At 66.8% G+C, this 17,789-nt stretch carries 17 protein-coding genes, 2 pseudogenes and 2 riboswitches; of the genes and pseudogenes, 15 read left to right on the forward strand and 4 right to left on the reverse strand.

All coding sequences use genetic code 11. The annotated features are described in order from the left end of the window. Nucleotides 1–35 precede the first annotated feature (35 nt). Nucleotides 36–138: riboswitch (TPP riboswitch) on the forward strand. 45 nt (nucleotides 139–183) lie between these two features. Continuing rightward, nucleotides 184–948: a 3-oxoacyl-ACP reductase gene (locus JWP90_RS04810; protein WP_297360438.1), complete on the forward strand. Its 765-nt coding sequence runs from the start codon at nucleotides 184–186 to the stop codon at nucleotides 946–948. A gap of 105 nt (nucleotides 949–1,053) precedes the next feature. Here JWP90_RS04810 and JWP90_RS04815 read toward each other — a convergent pair whose 3' ends face one another. Continuing rightward, nucleotides 1,054–1,176, reverse strand: coding sequence for a hypothetical protein (locus tag JWP90_RS04815; RefSeq protein ID WP_297360441.1), 123 nt, complete (start codon nucleotides 1,174–1,176; stop codon nucleotides 1,054–1,056). A 51-nt stretch (nucleotides 1,177–1,227) separates the two neighbouring features. Next, nucleotides 1,228–1,908, reverse strand: coding sequence for a thiamine phosphate synthase (thiE, locus tag JWP90_RS04820; protein ID WP_297360480.1), 681 nt, complete (start codon nucleotides 1,906–1,908; stop codon nucleotides 1,228–1,230). A gap of 43 nt (nucleotides 1,909–1,951) precedes the next feature. Beyond that, a riboswitch (TPP riboswitch) is annotated at nucleotides 1,952–2,053 on the forward strand. Between thiE and thiO the strand changes: the two genes are divergently transcribed. From thiO to JWP90_RS04850, 6 genes are all read left to right on the forward strand, one after another. Then, nucleotides 2,047–3,345: a glycine oxidase ThiO gene (thiO, locus tag JWP90_RS04825; RefSeq protein WP_297360443.1), complete on the forward strand. Its 1,299-nt coding sequence runs from the start codon at nucleotides 2,047–2,049 to the stop codon at nucleotides 3,343–3,345. It overlaps the preceding riboswitch by 7 nt. Beyond that, a complete protein-coding gene (gene thiS, locus JWP90_RS04830; protein WP_297360445.1) occupies nucleotides 3,345–3,584 on the forward strand; it encodes a sulfur carrier protein ThiS in 240 nt (79 codons plus the stop codon). The genes thiO and thiS overlap by 1 nt, the downstream gene beginning before the upstream one ends. 3 nt (nucleotides 3,585–3,587) lie before the next feature. After that, nucleotides 3,588–4,427, forward strand: coding sequence for a thiazole synthase (locus tag JWP90_RS04835; RefSeq protein ID WP_297360448.1), 840 nt, complete (start codon nucleotides 3,588–3,590; stop codon nucleotides 4,425–4,427). Further along, nucleotides 4,424–5,632 (forward strand): molybdopterin-synthase adenylyltransferase MoeB, encoded by a 1,209-nt coding sequence (moeB, locus tag JWP90_RS04840; protein ID WP_297360452.1) that lies wholly within the window; start codon nucleotides 4,424–4,426, stop codon nucleotides 5,630–5,632. The genes JWP90_RS04835 and moeB overlap by 4 nt, the downstream gene beginning before the upstream one ends. A 14-nt stretch (nucleotides 5,633–5,646) precedes the next feature. After that, nucleotides 5,647–6,576: a bifunctional hydroxymethylpyrimidine kinase/phosphomethylpyrimidine kinase gene (gene thiD / locus JWP90_RS04845; RefSeq protein ID WP_297360455.1), complete on the forward strand. Its 930-nt coding sequence runs from the start codon at nucleotides 5,647–5,649 to the stop codon at nucleotides 6,574–6,576. A gap of 122 nt (nucleotides 6,577–6,698) precedes the next feature. Continuing rightward, nucleotides 6,699–6,983, forward strand: a complete 285-nt coding sequence (locus JWP90_RS04850) for a hypothetical protein (RefSeq protein ID WP_297360482.1) — start codon at nucleotides 6,699–6,701, stop codon at nucleotides 6,981–6,983. Nucleotides 6,984–7,130: 147 nt separating this feature from the next. Here the strand turns inward: JWP90_RS04850 and JWP90_RS04855 are convergent, their stop codons facing one another. After that, the gene (locus tag JWP90_RS04855) at nucleotides 7,131–7,733 is read right to left on the reverse strand and encodes an NADPH-dependent FMN reductase (RefSeq protein ID WP_297360458.1); all 603 of its coding nucleotides are present in this window, start codon (nucleotides 7,731–7,733) and stop codon (nucleotides 7,131–7,133) included. Nucleotides 7,734–7,950: 217 nt separating this feature from the next. On the opposite strand from JWP90_RS04855, the pseudogene JWP90_RS04860 reads away from it, so the two are divergent. The 8 genes and pseudogenes from JWP90_RS04860 to JWP90_RS04890 all read left to right on the forward strand — a co-directional run. Further along, nucleotides 7,951–8,136 (forward strand): annotated as a pseudogene (locus JWP90_RS04860) (hypothetical protein); the annotation flags it as partial. Nucleotides 8,137–8,239: 103 nt separating this feature from the next. Continuing rightward, the gene (locus JWP90_RS04865; protein WP_297360461.1) at nucleotides 8,240–9,655 is read left to right on the forward strand and encodes an NtaA/DmoA family FMN-dependent monooxygenase; all 1,416 of its coding nucleotides are present in this window, start codon (nucleotides 8,240–8,242) and stop codon (nucleotides 9,653–9,655) included. Then, a pseudogene (locus JWP90_RS13155) lies at nucleotides 9,652–9,900 on the forward strand (acyl-CoA dehydrogenase family protein); the annotation flags it as partial. The gene JWP90_RS04865 and the pseudogene JWP90_RS13155, both read left to right, overlap by 4 nt. 59 nt (nucleotides 9,901–9,959) lie before the next feature. Further along, nucleotides 9,960–10,934 carry a monooxygenase gene (locus JWP90_RS04870; RefSeq protein WP_297360464.1) on the forward strand — a complete coding sequence of 325 codons (975 nt, stop codon included), beginning with the start codon at nucleotides 9,960–9,962 and terminating at the stop codon, nucleotides 10,932–10,934. Nucleotides 10,935–11,177: 243 nt separating this feature from the next. Continuing rightward, complete coding sequence (locus JWP90_RS04875) at nucleotides 11,178–12,785, forward strand: ABC transporter substrate-binding protein (protein WP_297360467.1); 1,608 nt, start codon at nucleotides 11,178–11,180, stop codon at nucleotides 12,783–12,785. A 53-nt stretch (nucleotides 12,786–12,838) separates the two neighbouring features. After that, entirely contained in the window at nucleotides 12,839–13,834 is a 996-nt protein-coding gene (locus JWP90_RS04880) for an ABC transporter permease (RefSeq protein WP_297360470.1), read from the forward strand. After that, nucleotides 13,831–14,703, forward strand: coding sequence for an ABC transporter permease (locus tag JWP90_RS04885; protein ID WP_297360472.1), 873 nt, complete (start codon nucleotides 13,831–13,833; stop codon nucleotides 14,701–14,703). Before JWP90_RS04880 ends, JWP90_RS04885 begins: the two co-directional genes overlap by 4 nt. Further along, on the forward strand, nucleotides 14,700–16,358 hold the full coding sequence (locus tag JWP90_RS04890; protein WP_297360475.1) for an ABC transporter ATP-binding protein: 1,659 nt from the start codon (nucleotides 14,700–14,702) through the stop codon (nucleotides 16,356–16,358). The genes JWP90_RS04885 and JWP90_RS04890 overlap by 4 nt, the downstream gene beginning before the upstream one ends. Before the next feature lie 308 nt (nucleotides 16,359–16,666). Here JWP90_RS04890 and JWP90_RS04895 read toward each other — a convergent pair whose 3' ends face one another. Continuing rightward, nucleotides 16,667–17,317: a dihydrofolate reductase family protein gene (locus JWP90_RS04895; protein WP_297360477.1), complete on the reverse strand. Its 651-nt coding sequence runs from the start codon at nucleotides 17,315–17,317 to the stop codon at nucleotides 16,667–16,669. Between the last annotated feature and the right edge of the window lie 472 nt (nucleotides 17,318–17,789).

Genomic DNA, 17,789 nt, shown 5'->3' on the forward strand with positions numbered 1-17,789 from the left:
GACTCGCCGCAGGGGCCGGATCGGCTATGCTCATGGCCAGTGACACGGGGTGCCGGTGCCGTTCTGGGGACCAGCTGAGATAAACCCGTCGAACCTGATCCAGTTAGTACTGGCGAAGGGATGTCCGCTCGGTTGGCGTCGCCATCGGGCTTGCGCTCTTTCGCCCCGCCTTGAGGAGCGCCCATGAATATCGCAGAGCAAGTTGTCGTAGTAACCGGAGGCGGCCGCGGCTTGGGCCGCAACATCGTCGAAGCCTTCGCCGGTCAGGGCGCCCGGGTGATCGTCAACTACCTCACCAGTCGAGAAGCCGCTGAGGAGTTGGCCGCCCAGTTCGGTCCGGACCGGGCAGTGGCGCTGGCCGCCGATGTCACCGACCCGGCGCAGGTCGCCGCCATGCTGGCTACGGCACGGGAGTGCTTTGGGGCGCCGGTTACGACTGTGGTGAACAGCGCGCTGATGAACTTCTCCTTCAACGGGGATGCCCGCTCGGGCGTCGCCGAGATCGCCTGGGAGGACTTCGCCGCACAGTTCGCGGGGAGCGTCCGCGGGGCGCTCAACACGACCCAGGCGGCCTTGCCGTACATGCAGGAGCAGGGTTTCGGGAGGATCGTCAACATCGGCACCAACCTGTTCCAGAACCCTGTCGTGCCCTACCACGACTACACGGCGGCGAAAGCGGCACTTCTGTCGCTTACCCGCACGACGGCCAAGGACCTTGGCCAGCACGGCATCACAGTGAACATGGTCTCCGGCGGGCTGTTGCGCACTACCGACGCGAGCGCGGCCACCCCAGAGGAGGTCTTCGACGCCATCGCCGCGGGAACACCCCTTGGCCGGGTCACCACCCCCGCGGAGTTCGCCGACGCGGTTCTCTTCTTCGCGTCACCCTGGGCCCGGTCGGTGACCGGGCAGAACCTCGTCGTCGACGGCGGCCTCGTCATGGACTGAGCCGCATAACATCCGTCGGATGACAGCACCACCATGGTCGCCGACCAGATCGAGGAGTGGGTTCAGAACAGTCCGGCCGACGGGTTCAACCTCATGTCTCGGTGACTACCGGATGACCTCGACAGCTTTGTCGACCACGTCGTCGCGGTATTCCAGTGGCGGGGACTGTTTCGCGCCGCGTACACCGACGATACGCTGCGCGGACACCTGGACGGGACCGGCGGGCATCCGGAGCCCTGCGCCGGGCCGCTCATGGTGCCTCTGTCTCGTGCGGTGTATTCAGGCGGGAAGTAGCTCGCGGAGTTTCTTTGCAGCGGCGTGCGGGTCGGCCGCCTCAGTGATCGCGCGTACCACGACCACGCGGTTCGCTCCTGCCTCGAGGACGTCAGGCAGCCGCCCGGCATCGATGCCCCCGATGGCGAACCACGGGATGCCGGCAGCCGCGGGCGACCCTGTGCGCAACCGGGCCACCTCCCGGACCAGGCCCAGTCCGGTTGCGGCGCGGCCGGGCTTGGTGGGGGTCTCCCACAACGGTCCGGTGCAGAAGTAGTCGACCTCCGGGTCTGCGGCAGCCGTACGGGCCTGGTCGAGGTCATGGGTGGAACGGCCGATCAACACCTCGGTGCCGAGCAGCGACCGCGCCTGCGCGGGGGAGAGGTCGCGCTGGCCGATGTGGAAGACGTCAGCGTTCACGAGGGAGGCGATGTCGGCCCGGTCGTTGACGGCGAAGAGCTTGCCGTGCTCACGCGCCACGCCGGCCAGCAGGTGCAGCGCGGCGATCTCCGCATCGGTGTCCAGCGCCTTGTCCCGTAACTGGATGATGTCGACCCCGCCGGCGTAGGCGGCGTGCAGGAACTCCTCGAGGTCGCCCTGCCGGCTCCGAGCATCCGTGCAGAGGTACAGACGCGCATCGGCGAGTTTCTCGGCGCGGCCATAGTGGGGGCCCCGGTCGGCTGGCACGGCGAAGGCGGGGATAGGATGGGTCACACCCTTGATGATAGTCAGGGGGTTCTGCGGGAGTCCCAGCGGGGCTGAGAGGGCTTGAACGCCGACCGCCACACCTGATGCGGGTCATGCCGCCGGAGGAAAGGACACGCGGTGACTTCTGCGCACCCGGCTTCTCCTGCGCGTGCCGCGACCGGAGCGGTCGACGTCGTGATCGTCGGCGCCGGGCTGATCGGACTGGCCACCGCCTGGGAGTTGCGCCGACGCGGCCGATCCGTCGCCGTTGTCGACCCCGCGCCCGGAGAGGGTGCCTCGCGCGCGGCTGCCGGAATGCTCGCCCCCGTCAGCGAGGTCCAGTACCAACAGGAATCGCTGTACCCGCTGATGAGCGCATCCGCTGCCGAATACCAGGCTTTCGCCGCCGCCGTCGAGCAGGCATCCGGAGAGACCGTGGGCTACCGTGCAACCGAGACCCTGGTCTGCGGAGTCGACCCGGCCGACCGGCAGGCCCTGACCGACCTGAGCCGACTGCAGCAACGCCATGGCATGGCGGTGGAGTCGATGACCCTCCGCGAAGCCCGCGTTCTCGAGCCGGCGTTGACCCCGCGGCTGTCCGCCGTGTTCCGCATCCCTACCGATCACCAGATCGACCCGCGTCGGCTGGTGACCGGACTGCTGACGGCCCTGACCGGGCCGCACACAACCGGTGCGTTGCCCGACGGGGGCCCGGTGCGCCTCGTGCGCGCGCAGGCCAGAGCGCTGAGACGGGGCGCACAGGGCGCCGTCGCCGGTGTTGAGTTGGCGGCCGGGCAAACTGTGGTCGCCGCAGAGACGATCCTCGCGCCGGGGCTGGGCGTCGCCGGGCTGGAAGGCCTCCCGTCCACCTGCCGGATGCCGTTGCGTCCCGTCCACGGCGACATCCTCCGTGCCCGCCTCCCACCGGGCAACCGGCACCTGATCGAGCGAACGGTCCGCGGCCTCGTGCACGGGCGCCCGGTGTACCTCGTGCCTCGCGCCGACGGCACCGTCGTCATCGGGGCAACCTCCCGCGAAGACGACCTCGCCGGAGCCAGCGCCGGCGGGGTCTTCCAGTTGCTGCGCGATGCCCAGGCCCTTGTACCGGGAGTCGCCGACCTGGAGCTGACCGAGGTCATGGCCCGCGCCCGCCCCGGTACCCCCGACGATGCGCCCTACCTCGGGCGGATCAGGGACGCTGACGGTAAACCGGTGCCCGGTGTGGTGGTTTCTACCGGTTACTTCCGCCACGGGGTGTTGCTTGCCCCGCTCGCCGCTCGCCTCGTCGCCCAGCTGGTCACCGGTCAGGCAGGGACCGATCCGGACGCTGACACCGCGCATCTGACCACCACCGACCCTCACCGCTTCGACGCGGCGGCCACCGGCCATCGCGGGGCATCCGCCCACGCCGCCGCCCACCAGAACGGGAGAATCTGATGTCCACCATCACCCTCAACGGCACCAGCCAGGCTGTGTCCGAGGACACGACCCTGGTTGATCTGGTCGCGCAGGCTGCCGGGCGGCCCATCGGATCCGACGGGCACGCACTGGACGGCAGCCGTCTGGGCATGGCCGTGGCGGTCGACGCGGTCGTCGTCCCGCGCAGCCGGTGGCATCGCACCCCGGTGGTTGCGGGCCAGACCATCGAAATCATCACCGCCGTGCAGGGAGGCTGACCCGTGACCATCGCCTCGCACCCGGACCCGCTCCTCGTCGACGGGGTGGAGTTCTCGTCGCGCCTGATCATGGGCACCGGGGGACTGAGCTCCCTCCACACGCTGGAGCAGGCCCTGCTCGCCTCTGGGACCGAGCTGACCACCGTGGCTCTGCGCCGCTACGCCCCCGGGCAGGGAGACACGCTGTTCTCATTGCTGGAGCGTAACGGCATCCGCATCCTGCCGAACACCGCCGGCTGCTACACCGCCCGCGATGCCCTGCTGACCGCGGAGCTGGGCCGGGAGGCGCTGGAGACGGACTGGGTCAAGCTCGAGGTCATCGCCGACGAAGACACACTGCTGCCTGACGTCGTCGAACTGTTGGACGCCACCGAACAGCTGGTCGCGCGTGGCTTCAAGGTCTTCGCCTACACCTCCGATGACCCGGCCGTCGCCCGCCGACTGGAGGATTATGGTGCGGCTGCCGTGATGCCCCTCGGGTCGCCCATCGGCACCGGCTTGGGCATTCTCAACCCGCACAACATCGAGCTCATCGCCTCCCGGGCCGGAGTGCCGGTGGTCCTCGACGCGGGCATTGGCACCGCCTCCGAGGCCGCCTTTGCCATGGAACTCGGCTGCGACGCCGTGCTGCTGGCCAGCGCTGTGACCCGGGCCCAGAACCCCGTCGCCATGGCCACGGCGATGCGGCACGCGGTGGCCGCCGGACGGCTGGCCGCCGGTGCCGGCCGCATCCCCGCGCGCCGCCACGCCGTCGCCTCCTCGCCGATGGATGGACTGATCGACGCTGACACGCCGGCGAGCGTGCCCCGCGGCGACTGGGCGCCGACCGGGGGAGCGCGATGAGCGCGCTGCCCCCGCTCGTCGAGCCCGGCCCCGAGCTGACCCGCGACGAGCTCGAGCGTTATGCCCGTCACCTGTCCCTCCCCGAGATCGGGAGCCTCGGGCAACGGCGGCTCCGGAACGCCCGCGTCCTCGTCATCGGGGCCGGTGGGCTCGGCGCACCCGCGCTGCAATATCTCGCCGCGGCCGGGGTCGGAACGCTGGGGATCGTCGACGACGACGTCGTGGCGCTCACCAACCTGCAGCGCCAGGTGATCCACACGGTCGCTGACCTCGGCAGGCTCAAGACAGATTCCGCAGCCGACGCGGTGGCCCGGCTCAATCCGCTGGTGGAGGTGCGAACGCACCCCGTCCGGTTGACCGCCGACAACGCCGTGGAGCTCGTCGGGCAGTACGACCTGGTGCTGGATGGTACGGATAATTTCGCCACCCGCTACGTCGTCAGCGACGCGGCGACGGTGACCGGCCGTCCGTGCGTGTGGGGTTCGATCCTGCGCTTCCAGGGGCAGGTCAGCGTCTTCTGGGCCCAGCACGGGCCCACCTACCGGGATCTCTACCCGGAGGCGCCGCCGCCCGGAGAGGTGCCCAGCTGCGCCGAAGGCGGGGTGGTGGGAATTCTCCCTGCCACGATCGGCTCCATCATGACCACCGAGGCGATCAAGCTCATCACCGGCACGGGGGAACCCCTGATCGGGCGCATCCTGATGCACGACGCGATGGCGATGACGTGGCGAGAACTGCGCCTCGTCCGGGATCCGGATGCCATGCCGGTGACGGCCGTTCAGGAGATCGACTCGTCCTGTGCGGTGCCGGGGGGCGCCGCGGTCGCCCCGCACGAGATCCTCACCGCAGCCGAACTGGCGGACCTCCTCGAGCGGCGGGGTCGCGGGGAGGCGGCCTTCACCCTCGTGGACGTTCGGGAGGGCTGGGAACGCGAGCTGGCGAGCATCCCGGGTGCACTGTCCGTTCCGCTACAGGAACTGCTCGACTCCGGGGAAGCAGCCCTCCCTGCAGAGGTCCGCGGCACCGACCTCGTGCTGCACTGCCAGGCGGGCGGCCGCTCCGCCGCCGCGCTGGCTCGGCTGCGCGATCACTTCGCACAACGAGAAGAAAACGTCCGCCACCTCGACGGCGGAATACTGGCCTGGGTAAACCACGTCGGATCAGAAAACCCTGTCCAGCCTTCAGGGCCCACCCCCTGCCAGTGAAAGGAGCACCGCGGATGCCCGTGGCTGCCGATTCTGTCCTGTCCGATGACGGTTCCGTCCAGGCGAGTTCCACGCCGAACGACCCATGGGACGGTGGGGAACGCGGGGGCAGGCCACCGGTGATCCTCACCATTGCCGGCTCCGATCCGTCCGGTGGGGCCGGCATCCAGGCCGACCTCAAGACGTTCTCGGCGTTGGGGGCGTATGGCACCGCAGTGATTACGGCGCTGACCGCCCAGTCGACCCAGGGGGTGACCGGCGTCCACACGGTGCCTTCGGAGTTCGTGCGTGCGCAGCTCGACACCCTCGTGGCGGATGTGAGGGTGGATGCCATCAAGATCGGGATGCTCGCGAACGCTGCGACCGTGCGTGCCGTAGCGGACTTCCTGCGCGAGTTCACCTCCGAAGGCGGGCCCGTGGTGGTGCTGGATCCGGTGATGGTCTCCACCAGCGGCTCCCGGCTCCTTGCCGACGACGCTGTGGCGGCCATGCGTGACCTGCTGCCCCTGGCATCCGTCATCACCCCGAACATTCCCGAGGCCGCGGTGTTGCTCGAGCAACGGGAGGCCACCGACCTCGCGGAGATGCGTGAGCAAGGCGGGAATCTGCTTCGCCTCGGCGCCAGGCGGGTGCTCCTCAAGGGTGGGCACCTGACGGGGGAGGACGCAACCGATCTGTGGCTCGACGCCGTGAACGAACACCTGTTCACCGAGCCTCGGGTGTCCACGATCAACACCCATGGCACCGGCTGCTCGCTGTCCTCGGCAATGGCGGCCCTGGCCGTGCGAGGCGGATCGTGGACTTCGACCATGAGCCAAGCGAAGCGCTGGTTGACCGGGGCATTGAGGGCCGCCGACTCTCTCGAGATCGGCCACGGACCCGGACCGGTCCACCACTTCTACGAGCTCTGGGCGAACGTCGGCCTCCACAGTGTCAAGCGCTGAACTGACCCGCTGACGGAAGGACGTGACCAGGAACGCGCCAGAAACCCTCCCCGTGACCGAATCGGCCCGTACTCATCCGTACCTGTCCGCGTCCTCACCCTCCCTGTTCGAGCTACGGGGCCATCGAGCGGATCGTCGGCGGCATCGTGAAGCGCTTCGGTAAGAAAGGGACGCCTTATGCGTTCAGCGTGACTCGGTCCACGATCACGCTTTCGCTTCACTTCGACGCGTTACTCGTGCTCGTGGCGCCGATCGCGCGGATCCGTGTTCGTCGGCGAGGTCATCACCGGACGCTGATGACCCCGTTCATTGCGGCTGCACAAGCCGCCGGCTGCAAGACGGCATCTGGCACCGACATGGTCGAAGCCGTCGAGAAGCTCATGGCCGATTTCATGCTCAGCCGGTAGCTCGCAGACGCGAGATGGGCACATGCAGCGCTCGTTCTCGAAGCAGGGGGAACGAGCTGGCCAGCGCAATGCAAGCTTCCCGCAGGTCACGTCCTCGGCAAGAAGGCGGCAGAACCGCCTTTCAGCCGGACTTCCCCGGTCGCCGTGTTACTTGCGGGAGTCCGGCTCTTCGTCGCCAATGTGACCCGGTGCGTTCGCTGCCAGGACGCGCTGGACGAATGCGCCGTATTCGTCCATGTAGTGGCGCAGGAAGTCACGGGTGCTTTCGTCCTTCACCTCCCCGTCGTTCCCGAAGACTTCGGGCCGGAAGCTGATGTAAGCCTCTGGGGAGTTCAGCTGCGGGGCATCGAGGAAGCTGAGGACGCTGCGCATTGAGGATTGCATGACAGCCGTACCGATGCCACCAGGCGAAGCCCCGATGATGCCGGTGGGCTTGCGGGCGAAGGAGTTGGTGCCCCATGGCCGTGAGCCCCAGTCGATCGCGTTTTTGAGCGCGCCGGGAATGGAGCGGTTGTACTCCGGGGAAATGAACAGGATGCCGTCTGCGGTTTCGATCGCTTCTTTCAAAGCTCGGCCTTCTGCAGGGTAGTCGGCATCGTAGTCGCCACTGTAGAGAGGAAGGCCACCGATAGGAATTTCATTGAACTCCAAGCCTTCCGGGGCGAGCTTGACCAGTGCCTCAGAGAGAGTTCGGTTGATGGATCCGGTGGTCAGGCTTCCGACGAAGTAGCCGATCTGATACGTGGGCATGAGTTTGTTCCTTTCATCGTCCGGCCGGTCCCGGCATGCCTCCCGGGGGTCTCCCCGTTCCGGGTTTGCGACTTGTCTCGCCTCCCCGGTTTAGCACGGTGCACCGCGTCGTGGCTAGAGGTCTGTGGCCCAGGGGCATCGAGCGGCCGATCTGCGGCTGTGCATCATGGCATCCGGCCTGTCGCCCTTCAGCGCGGAGCGCGCGCGGCCCGTGCGCTGGCGGATCGTGGAGCCAACGCTGAGGGCCTGGGCGAACGACGCGGTACCACGTGAGGAATACTCCGCTGGCTCCACCGGGCCAGCGGGGTGGGAGACAGGTCGAACACGTGTGTGGAGGACACATGACGACATCCCGCGACATACTCCGTTAGAAACCGGATCATCCTGTGCCGAGCGCTTCTAACATGGGGCCAGTCCTAACGCCGAGAGAGCGCGTTCAAAGGACCCGATCGCCACCCCTGCATGCGACTGAACGGTTCATGCACGCCAGCCGGAAGGGCAGCGCCATGTCTCCGAACACCCAGAAGAAGCTCATCCTGAATCTCTTCGAAATGAACTGCGTCAGTCACATCACCCACGGGCTGTGGCGGTTGCCGGGAAACAACCGGCATCGCTATACCGATATCCGGTACTGGACCGAACTCGCACGGATCGTGGAGGACGGTGGATTCGACGCCATCTTCATCGCCGATGTCATTGGTGCATACGACGTCTTCCGCGGGGGCCCGGAGGATGCTCTCCGTGAAGGGTTGCAGATTCCCAACAACGATCCGCTGCTCGTCGTTCCAGCCATGGCCGCCGTTGCCGACAACGTGGGTTTCGGTGTCACCGCATCGACGAGCTACGAACCCCCGTTTGCGTTCGCGCGCCGGATGAGCACCCTGGACCATCTCACGTCCGGTCGTATTGGCTGGAACATCGTCACCTCCTACCTCCCGAACGCCGCCCGCAACTTCGGTCTCTCCGGTGAAATCTCCCATGACACCCGTTTCGCCATCGCGGAGGAGTACCTCGATGTGCTCTACAAGCTGTGGGAAGGGTCATGGGACGACGACGCTGTAATCCGAGATGCGGAAGGGGGGATCTATTCGGATCCGGCCAAGGTGCGCTACATCGACCATGCCGGTGAGCACTTCCAGGTCGCCGGGCCTCACCTCTCCGAACCATCCAGGCAGCGCACTCCTGTGCTGTTCCAGGCGACGGCATCGCCGGCCGGCATCAGCCAGGCAGGTAAACACGCTGAGGCGGTCTTCACCGGGGCCAGGGGGGAATCGGGGATCACCCCGCTGGTCGGCCGCTTCCGAGAGGCAGCCCGCGCTAACGGCAGACCAGGGGATTCACTCAAAGTGATCGTGCAGGCCGCGGTCATTGTCGGCCGGACCGACGCTGAGGTCGCCGACAAACTCGATGTCTACCGCCGCCACGCGAGTACGATCGGGCGCTACGTCCACGCAAGCCTGCCTTTCGACCCGACCGCGCACCCCGGCGACATCACAGTGGCTGAAGCACTCCGGCGCGAGGGTGTCGCTGAAGAGGCCGTGCCAACCGCCGTGCTCGGCCAGAGCATCGAGGATTTCGCCGCATCGGCGGCCACCGAGCTCGAACGCGACTTCTTCGTTGCAGGTACCCCGCGCGCCGTCGCCGACGAGATCGAGCGCTGGCTCGATGAACTCGGCATCGACGGCATCAACCTACGGCAGTACCACAGCTTCGACACTGTCCGTGATTTCGTCGACCTCGTCGTACCGGAACTCCGCAGACGCGGACGGGTGCGTGAGTCATATGTCCGGGGGGAGACCCTGCGGGACCGCCTCACTGGGGCGGGAGACCGCCTCCCGTCCACCCACCCCGCCGCCGCCTACCGCGGTGGCCATGGCCTTCTCGCGGGGTCGAATGCTCTCCTGGAAGGAGCACGTCCATGAATTCCATCGCAACTCAGACGCTTGAGGTTCCCGTGGGGCTCCAGGAGGCGCGTCGACGACTGCGGCCGGTGTTCGCGACGATCGCGAGTCGAGCCGCAGAACACGACCAGGATGGATCCCTCCCGTTGGAGGAGGTGCGATTGCTCGCTGAGGCAGGCTTCGGTGCGCTGCGCCTGCCTGTGGACGCGGGGGGTGCCGGGCTCACGGTCACCGAGTTCACCGACCTTCTCATCGAGTTGGGCACTGCGGACGCCAATCAGCCGCAGTTGTGGCGCAACCACATTGCGTTCGTTGAAGACAGGGTGTGGCACCGGGATGCCCGCGGTGGAGCGAATGGCTGGACCGGATCGCCTCCGGAGACATCGTGGGAGGCGCGTGGTCTGAGCGTGCGACGGTCCCGGGCGCCGGAAACTCCACTCGATTCGATGCGACCACTGTGCCGCCGACGGTCACTGGGACGAAGTACTACAGCACAGGCAGCATCTACGGCGACTGGATCTCCGTCGCGGCAAAGGCCGCGGACGACAGCGACGTGTTCGTCCTCGTCGACGCCCACGGTGAGGGTGTCGAACTCTTCGACGACTGGGACGGCATCGGCCAGCGGCTGACGGGAAGCGGGACGACCGTCTTCGACCGTTCAGCGGTCGCTGGCGATGCGGTGTTCCGGTCGGACGAGAGGGCGCCGCACCAGGAGATCATCTATCAGATCGTGCTGCTCACTTCCCTGGCCGGCGTCGCCCTCTCGGCCCGGGATGAGGGAGCTGCCGCCGTCCGGGCGCGGGTGCGGAACTACCCGCAGGGGCTCGCCGCCGCTCCACGCGACGACGCGATCGTCCAGGAGGCCATCGGCGGCGTTGCGGCCGCGGCAGCAGCCGCACGCTCGATCGTCCTGAACGCCGCATCCGAGCTCGATGCAGGGCTCGCGGAGCTGGAACGCGACGCGGTCACCTCCCCGATCCCGCAGCCCGCCGCCTCGTTCGAGAACTCCGCCTCGTCCGGTACGGCCAACCAGCTGCGTGCAGCGGCGGTCGCGACCTGGGAGGCGCAACTCGTCGCAGCGGATGCCGCCCTGCGGGCCTCCACGGAGCTCTACGACGCTCTCGGCTCGTCAGCGGTGGAACGCAGCACCGGTCTCGACAGGCACTGGCGTAACGCTCGCACGCTCGTCTCGCACAACCCGCGCGGCTACAAGGGGCGGCTCGTGGGGGACTGGTACATCAACCGGGCAGACCCGTCTCCCTGGGCCCGGCAGCACGAGGCTCACGCCCCGCAGAACTGACCGTCGAGTCGTGGAGCCCACGAGCACGCTTTCGGCGTGACCGTGGTCTTCGGCGTGACCGTGGTCTCCGGCGTTTAGAAATACGGCTCTACCTGGTTTTTTTATGACCGAATATGTCGACACATGCCGCAACACAGGTCGACACTGGGTCGCGCATGACTGCAGCATGAGAACCGTTGACCCCCCGCAGCACGACTCGGCTCACGACGCCGGCTCGGCACATCACCCAACTCAGGAGCATCCGTGAAGAAGAACATCTGGCTCGCCGCAGCCGTCACCGCCGTCACTCTGTTGACCGCCGGCTGCGCAGCGCAGACACCTGCGGCGTCCTCCGACGGTGGCACGCTGACCTACCTGGACGCGGAGATCGCGACGAGCGCCCAGGTGCAGGAGTCCGGCACGTGGCAGACACGTGCCCTGCAGCAGAACATCACCGACCGCCTCCTCTACCGCAACGCTGACTCCGGGGAACTCGAGCCCTGGATCGCCGAGAGCTGGACGGCGAGTCCGGACGGCCTGACCTACACTTTCGTTCTCCGCAAGGGCGTGACCTACAGCGACGGCACCCCGGTGAATGCGTCGAGCGTCAAGAAGAACCTCGAGTGGCAGTCGAGGGGTGATGACGCGAAGGGCACCACACCCAACGCGCAGTTCCCATCCGGCCTCACCGCGGTGGCCGACGACGACGAGCGAACCGTCGTCGTGACGCTTCCCGAGCCGTATGCCCCGTTCCTCAATGTGCTCACCGGGTGGGGGGCCGGCCTCGTCGCCGACGCGACCATCGACGCGAGCAAGGAAGGACAATCGAAGTTCGTGAACCTCATCGGCAGCGGCCCGTTCGTCGTCGACTCGGAGGTATACGGCAAGGAGATCGTGCTCACACGGCGGGACGGATACGCGTGGGCGCCGCCCAGCTCAGCCAACCAGGGCGAGGCTCACCTCGAACAGGTGACCGTGATTCCGGTACTCGAAGACAGCGTGCGCCTCGGCACGCTCAAATCAGGTGAGGGAGATCTCATCCGTTACGTGCAGCCCAGCGAGGAGCAGGCACTTGCCGATGCCGGATACCAGGTGGTCGCCGCTACGGGAGTCGGGCTCTCCAACCAATGGTTCCTCCGGCCCGATGCTCCCTTCCTCGGAGACATCAACGTCCGCAAGGCGTTGCAGCACGTCATCGACCGCGACGCGATCGTGAAGAACCAGTACACCGAAAGCTGGACACCGGCGACATCCGTCCTGGCTCCTGGCACCTTCGGCTACCTCGACGAGTCCGAGAAGTTCGCGTACGACCTCGATGAGACCAACGCCCTGCTCGACGCCGCCGGATTCACCGAACGCGACTCCGACGGGTACCGCACGAAGGACGGCGAGCGGCTCGTGGTGAAGACCTACATCGACGTGTACGACAACACGGCCAAGAGTCTGTTCCAGGCAATTCAGAACCAGTTCGTCGAGGCCGGAATCGAACTGTCGCTCAACGAACTCGACTACTCGACGTACTGGGCTACCGCGTTCGCCGACCCTGAGGTGGCGGCGCTCCGGGTCGGTTGGCCGCACCCCGACCCGTCGAAGGGGCTGAGCGAGTACTACAGCGCCGACGGATCAGACCTCCTCGGCCTCGCCGGATCGGATGCGACGCTGCAGGCACTCCTCGATGCGCAGAACGCGGCTACCGACGACGCCCAGCGCACCGCCCTGCTCGGCCAGATCCAGGACTACCTCATCGACCAGGCGTATGTCATTCCCATCCTCAACGACAGCCAGGTATTCGTTGCAGCGGACCGGGTCGACGGCTTCCAACTGAGCGACGGAGCTCTCCCCGAGTTCTACAACGTCTCTGTCACCGACTAGCGACCCGCGGGTGCGGCGCCTCGTGCACCGCACCCTCCAAGATTGGAACCCCAGTGGCAGCTCGACAGTACGTCGCTCGACGCATCGCCCAGGCCATCCTCGTCGTGGCCCTCGTCTACATCATCGTGTTCTTCACGCTTTTCGTCCTCCCCGGTGACCCGATCGAGAACAAGCTGACGAGTCCGCTGAACCCGCTGCCTCCGGCATCCGCCGAGGCGCTGCTCGCTTACTACCAGCTCGACAAGTCTCCGATCGAGCAGTTCGCGATCACCGTCGGACGGTTATTCTCCGGCGACCTCGGATACTCCCTCGTCAGCGGCAGGCCGGTCAGCGAGCTCATCGCGCAGGGTGTCTCTGACACCATCGTTCTGGCCGCCATGGCCTTCGTCTTCACCCTCGCGCTCTCGCTCGCAATCGCGCTGACCACGGTTTTCGCACCCTGGGCGGCTCTTCGGAACGCGGCCGCCTCACTCCCCATCATTTCGATCTCGACACCGAGCTTCCTGATCGGCTTTCTCCTGCTGACGATCTTCTCGTTCCAGCTCGGCTGGGTGTCGTCCATCCGGGACCAGGGCCTGGTGTCATACATCCTGCCCGCCGCAACCCTCGCCATCGCCGTGAACGGGGTGCTCTCCGAGGTGCTCATCCAGGGGCTCCGCAGAGCACGCGCCGAGCCGTTCGTCACTGTGCTGCGAGCGAAGGGAACGGGTGAGGGAACCATCGCGATCCGTCACATCCTGAGAAACGGTGCGATCCCGTCGATCACGGTGCTGGCGCTCGTGGTCGGGGAGCTTCTCGCCGGAGCCGTCGTCGTGGAAACCGTGTTCTCGCGCCGCGGCCTCGGCTTCGTCACCTACGAGAGCGTGCGGGACCAGGACACACCGGTCATCCTCATCGTCGTGATCCTCGTCTCGACGGTCTACGTCGTCATCAACCTCATTACCGACCTGCTCTACCCCACCCTTGACCCACGTATCCTCCGCCACGGAGCGAAACCCGGTGGCGCACCGGCGGCACGCCCAACCAGAAGACAGAAGGTGACAGCATGAGCGCCCCCATTCTGGCGGCTTCCGGCAGTCGGCGGCGAAGCGCAGAAGCCGGCTCGTTCCGTGCGTTTCTCGCCCGGCTCGAACCCGTCGACTATCTCGCACTCGCCGTCGTCGCGCTCGTCCTTCTCGCGCTGCTGGCACCGCGGATCCTCTCTCCGTACGATCCGCTGGTGGGGGACGACGCCAGCATCCTCACCGCCCCGTCCCTCTCGCACTGGTTCGGCACGGACTATCTCGGCAGGGACCTACTGTCGCGAATTGTCCACGGTACCGGCAGAACCCTCCTCGGTTCAGCCGTCGCCGTGGTGATCGGTCTGGGCGTCGGGACGATCCTCGGGCTTCTTGCCGCGTACTTCGGCGGCCTCACGGATGCCATCATCAGCCGGCTCGTGGACGTGCTGTTGTCGATTCCAGGGCTGCTGCTCTCCATGGTTGTCGTCGTCGCCCTCGGCTTCGGCGCCCTCAACGCAGCGGTCGCCGTCGGCATCGCGTCGATCGCCGCGTTCACCCGGATCATGAGATCCGAGGTACTCACAGTCAAAGGGCTCCCGTTCGTCGAAGCGAGTCACCACCTCGGGGGGAAACGACTGTACGTGCTTGCCCGTCACATCTTCCCGAACTCCTACTCGTCTGTCCTCGCTCTCACTGGGCTGCAATTCGGCATTTCGATCATTTGGATCTCCTCCCTGAGCTTCCTCGGCTACGGAGCGCCGCCGCCCCAGCCGGAGTGGGGGCTTCTCGTGTCCGAAGGTCGCGAGTACGTCGTCTCGTCCCCCTGGCTCGTGGTTCTTCCCGGGCTGGTCATCGCCGTGACCGTGTTCTCCATCAGCCGGCTCAGCCGCGTCCTCAAGGAAGGCAACACACCGTGACCCTGTTCGCGCCCGACTTCCCTGCTCCGCTCGTCGTCGACAACCTCTCCATCGGATATCGCCGTCGAAGGCGCGGTCCGATCGAGGATGTCGTGCGCGATGTCTCGTTCACCGTGCCGCACGGGTCGACCGTTTCGCTCGTCGGGCAGTCCGGCTCGGGAAAAAGCACCATCGCCCGCGCCGTCGCGGGTCTTCTGCCACACAACGGAGATCTCACCGCCGGATCGGTGAAGGTCGTCGGGCGTGACGTCACTCGGTACAGCGCCTCCGAATGGCGCCCTCTTCGCGGAAGCTCAGTCGGATTCGTGCCCCAGGACCCGCTCAGCTCTCTCGACCCGTTGCAGCGGATCGGAGTGCAGATCGCCGGCGCCCTGAACCAGGCATCGATCCCGCGCTCCGAGATTCCTGCTCGTGTCATCCGCCTCCTCGAACACGTCGGCATCCGGGATGCCCGGGCGCGATCCCGCGCCTTTCCGCACGAGCTGTCCGGCGGTCAACTACAGCGGGTGCTCATCGCCATTGCCATCGCGGCCGACCCGGCCTTGCTCATCGCGGATGAACCGACCTCGGCACTCGACGTCACCGTACAGAAACGAATCCTCGACCTCCTCGACGGGCTTCGCGAGGAGCTGGGGCTCGGCGTTCTGTTCATCACCCATGACCTTGCACTCGCACAGGAGCGCAGCGACGAGATCGTCGTGCTCAAGGACGGGGTTGTGCGGGAACAAGGACCGGCAGATGTTGTCCTGGTGTCGCCCCGGGACCCGTACACGATCACACTGCTCTCCGATGCCCCGGCCGCGTCACCCGACCGATACCGGGATCGCGTGCGCCAGCCGGGAGCATCCGCCCGCGAGATCGTCTCGGTCACCAACGTCACGAAGACCTTCGGAGGTCGAGCAAAGGCGGACGTGGCGACGCGGGCTCTGGACGACGTGTCATTGACCGTCGCAGAGGGATCGATCCACGCCCTCGTCGGTGAGTCGGGGTCGGGCAAGACGACCCTGGCGCGTATCGTCGCCGGGCTGACCGGCTTCGACACGGGCACCGCCGTCGTGAAAGGAAGGGAGTTGCCCGGCCACGAAACGTACGCCAACCCATTCGCGCGTACCCTCCAGCTCGTCTACCAGAACCCGCTCTCCGCGGTCGACCCGCGCTACAGCGTGCGCCGCATCATCGAAGAGCCGCTCCGCATCCATGGCATCGGGAACGCAGCGAGCCGACGGGCGCGGGTGGGTGACGTCCTCGACCAGGTTGCGCTGCCGTCGACGGTGCTCGGACGGACGGCGAGGGAGATCTCCGGCGGTCAGCGTCAGCGCGTGGCTCTCGCTCGCACGCTCGTGCTCGCGCCAGACGTGCTCGTGCTCGACGAGCCGACATCCGCCCTCGATGTCACAGTGCAAGCACAGATCGTGGAGCTTCTTCTCGACCTTCGGGAGCAGCACAACCTCAGCTATCTGTTCATCACCCACGACCTGGGTCTGGTGCGCCAAATCGCCGACACGATCACGGTGCTCAGGCTCGGCTCGGTGGTGGAAAGCGGCAGCGCCCGGGAGGTGTTCTCCAACCCGCAGGATGGGTACACTCGGGAGCTGCTCGACTCTGTTCCACGTCTGCAACGCAGATCGGAGGACGCCGCGTTCGTATCTGGTTAGGCGGAATTATGGATTTTCGCCAATCCTTCTAAGCCACCGCCGTTGAGGAGGTCGAAAGTGATCGGCTGCGGGAAGGGATGCCCTCTCCGTACGACGAGCGTCACGGGTTCGCGCGCTACGCCGCTCCCGCTCCGGAACACTTCGGTGCATACCGGACCTTCTGCGGAACCTGACTGGCCCACCAACCCAGGGTCGCTTGGCCTGGTCGCATGCATGGGGCGGGCCCGGCCACGAGGTGCAGGCAGAGTCCGAACGGTGCGTTGCCGAGCGTTGGCTCCCGAAGTCTCACCACTGGCTGCGACACAGCTCTAATCACGGGTCTTCCGATCGAAGGTCAGGTGGGTGACACCGCTGGGCGCCGACACGGCCTCGATGTCGTACTCCTCCTCCAACGCCTCTAAGCCGTCCCACACCCGGACGCCACGGCCGAGCACGATCGGCACCTGGACGAGGTGCATGTGGTCGACAAGGCCAGCGGCAAGGAAGTCGCGCACGACGGTCGCGCCGCCCCCGATGCGGACGTCCCGTCCGTCGGCCGCCTTTCGGGCCGCTTCGAGCGCCTCGGCCGGGGCGGAGTCCAGGAAGTGGAAGATGGTGCCACCCTCCATCTCGATCGACGGCCGGGGGCGGTGGGTCAGCACGAATGTCGGCGTGTGGAACGGAGGGTTCGGCCCCCACCACCCCTTCCAGTCGGGGTCGTCCTGCCAATCCGGTGGCCCGAACTTACCCGCGCCCATGATCTCGGCGCCGATACCCGGCTCGTGCTGCTGGGCGAACGCGTCGTCCACGCCCGCGGTGCCGCCCTTGCGCCCGAGGATGGGAGCACCGAAGCGGGTAGCAAACATCCACTCAGCCAGTCGGTGGCCGGCGTGCCCCATGGGCGAGTCGAGAGACTGACCCTCACCTGTCGCGAAACCATCCAACGATATGGAGAGGTTGTGGATGCGGGTTCGCGTCATCTGCTTGCTCCTTCTGCTCGCTTGGGCCGAGGAGGTGTAGAGCCTTGCCTGATCTGCGGCCATGTGAATCATCTCGCACTTGACCGGTTTCAGGTTGCTCAGGGCCCGCTGGTGCAGGCGTCAGCGAGTCGGCGCCTGTAGTTCGCAGGGTACTGGCGCTGTGGTCCATCCGGGGCTACGATCCCGTCCATGGGGAACGTTGAAGCGCGGATCTGCCGATACTGCGGCAATCTTTCCCTCGTGCCCTCTTTGGCGTCTGGCGTGCGTGAGAAACGCGGATGGTGCTGCACGAACCCGCAATGCCCGAACGCAGGTGCTGTACAGCACCTCGGGTAAGTGAGTAGCAGGCGATTGCGATCAGGTCCGCCGTCACGCCGCCGCGCTGCCCGGCCGCCGCGGTGCCCGGTTGAGATTTCCTCATCATGATGGCGGCCGTCGCGCTATCGTTAGCTTGGGTCCGTGTCGCTCTGGG

The sequence above is a fragment of the Mycetocola sp. genome, from assembly GCF_025464835.1.
In the GTDB taxonomy this organism is placed as follows: domain Bacteria; phylum Actinomycetota; class Actinomycetes; order Actinomycetales; family Microbacteriaceae; genus Mycetocola_A.

Excerpts from the sequence above, each read along its gene's own strand:
- JWP90_RS04810 (WP_297360438.1), top strand. The coding sequence starts at position 184 with ATGAATATCGCAGAGCAAGTTGTCGTAGTAACCGGAGGCGGCCGCGGC.
- JWP90_RS04815 (WP_297360441.1), bottom strand. The coding sequence starts at position 1,176 with ATGCCCGCCGGTCCCGTCCAGGTGTCCGCGCAGCGTATCGTCGGTGTA.
- thiS (WP_297360445.1), top strand. The coding sequence starts at position 3,345 with ATGTCCACCATCACCCTCAACGGCACCAGCCAGGCTGTGTCCGAGGAC.
- moeB (WP_297360452.1), top strand. The coding sequence starts at position 4,424 with ATGAGCGCGCTGCCCCCGCTCGTCGAGCCCGGCCCCGAGCTGACCCGC.
- thiD (WP_297360455.1), top strand. The coding sequence starts at position 5,647 with ATGCCCGTGGCTGCCGATTCTGTCCTGTCCGATGACGGTTCCGTCCAG.
- JWP90_RS04855 (WP_297360458.1), bottom strand. The coding sequence starts at position 7,733 with ATGCCCACGTATCAGATCGGCTACTTCGTCGGAAGCCTGACCACCGGA.
- JWP90_RS04865 (WP_297360461.1), top strand. The coding sequence starts at position 8,240 with ATGTCTCCGAACACCCAGAAGAAGCTCATCCTGAATCTCTTCGAAATG.
- JWP90_RS04885 (WP_297360472.1), top strand. The coding sequence starts at position 13,831 with ATGAGCGCCCCCATTCTGGCGGCTTCCGGCAGTCGGCGGCGAAGCGCA.
- JWP90_RS04895 (WP_297360477.1), bottom strand. The coding sequence starts at position 17,317 with ATGACGCGAACCCGCATCCACAACCTCTCCATATCGTTGGATGGTTTC.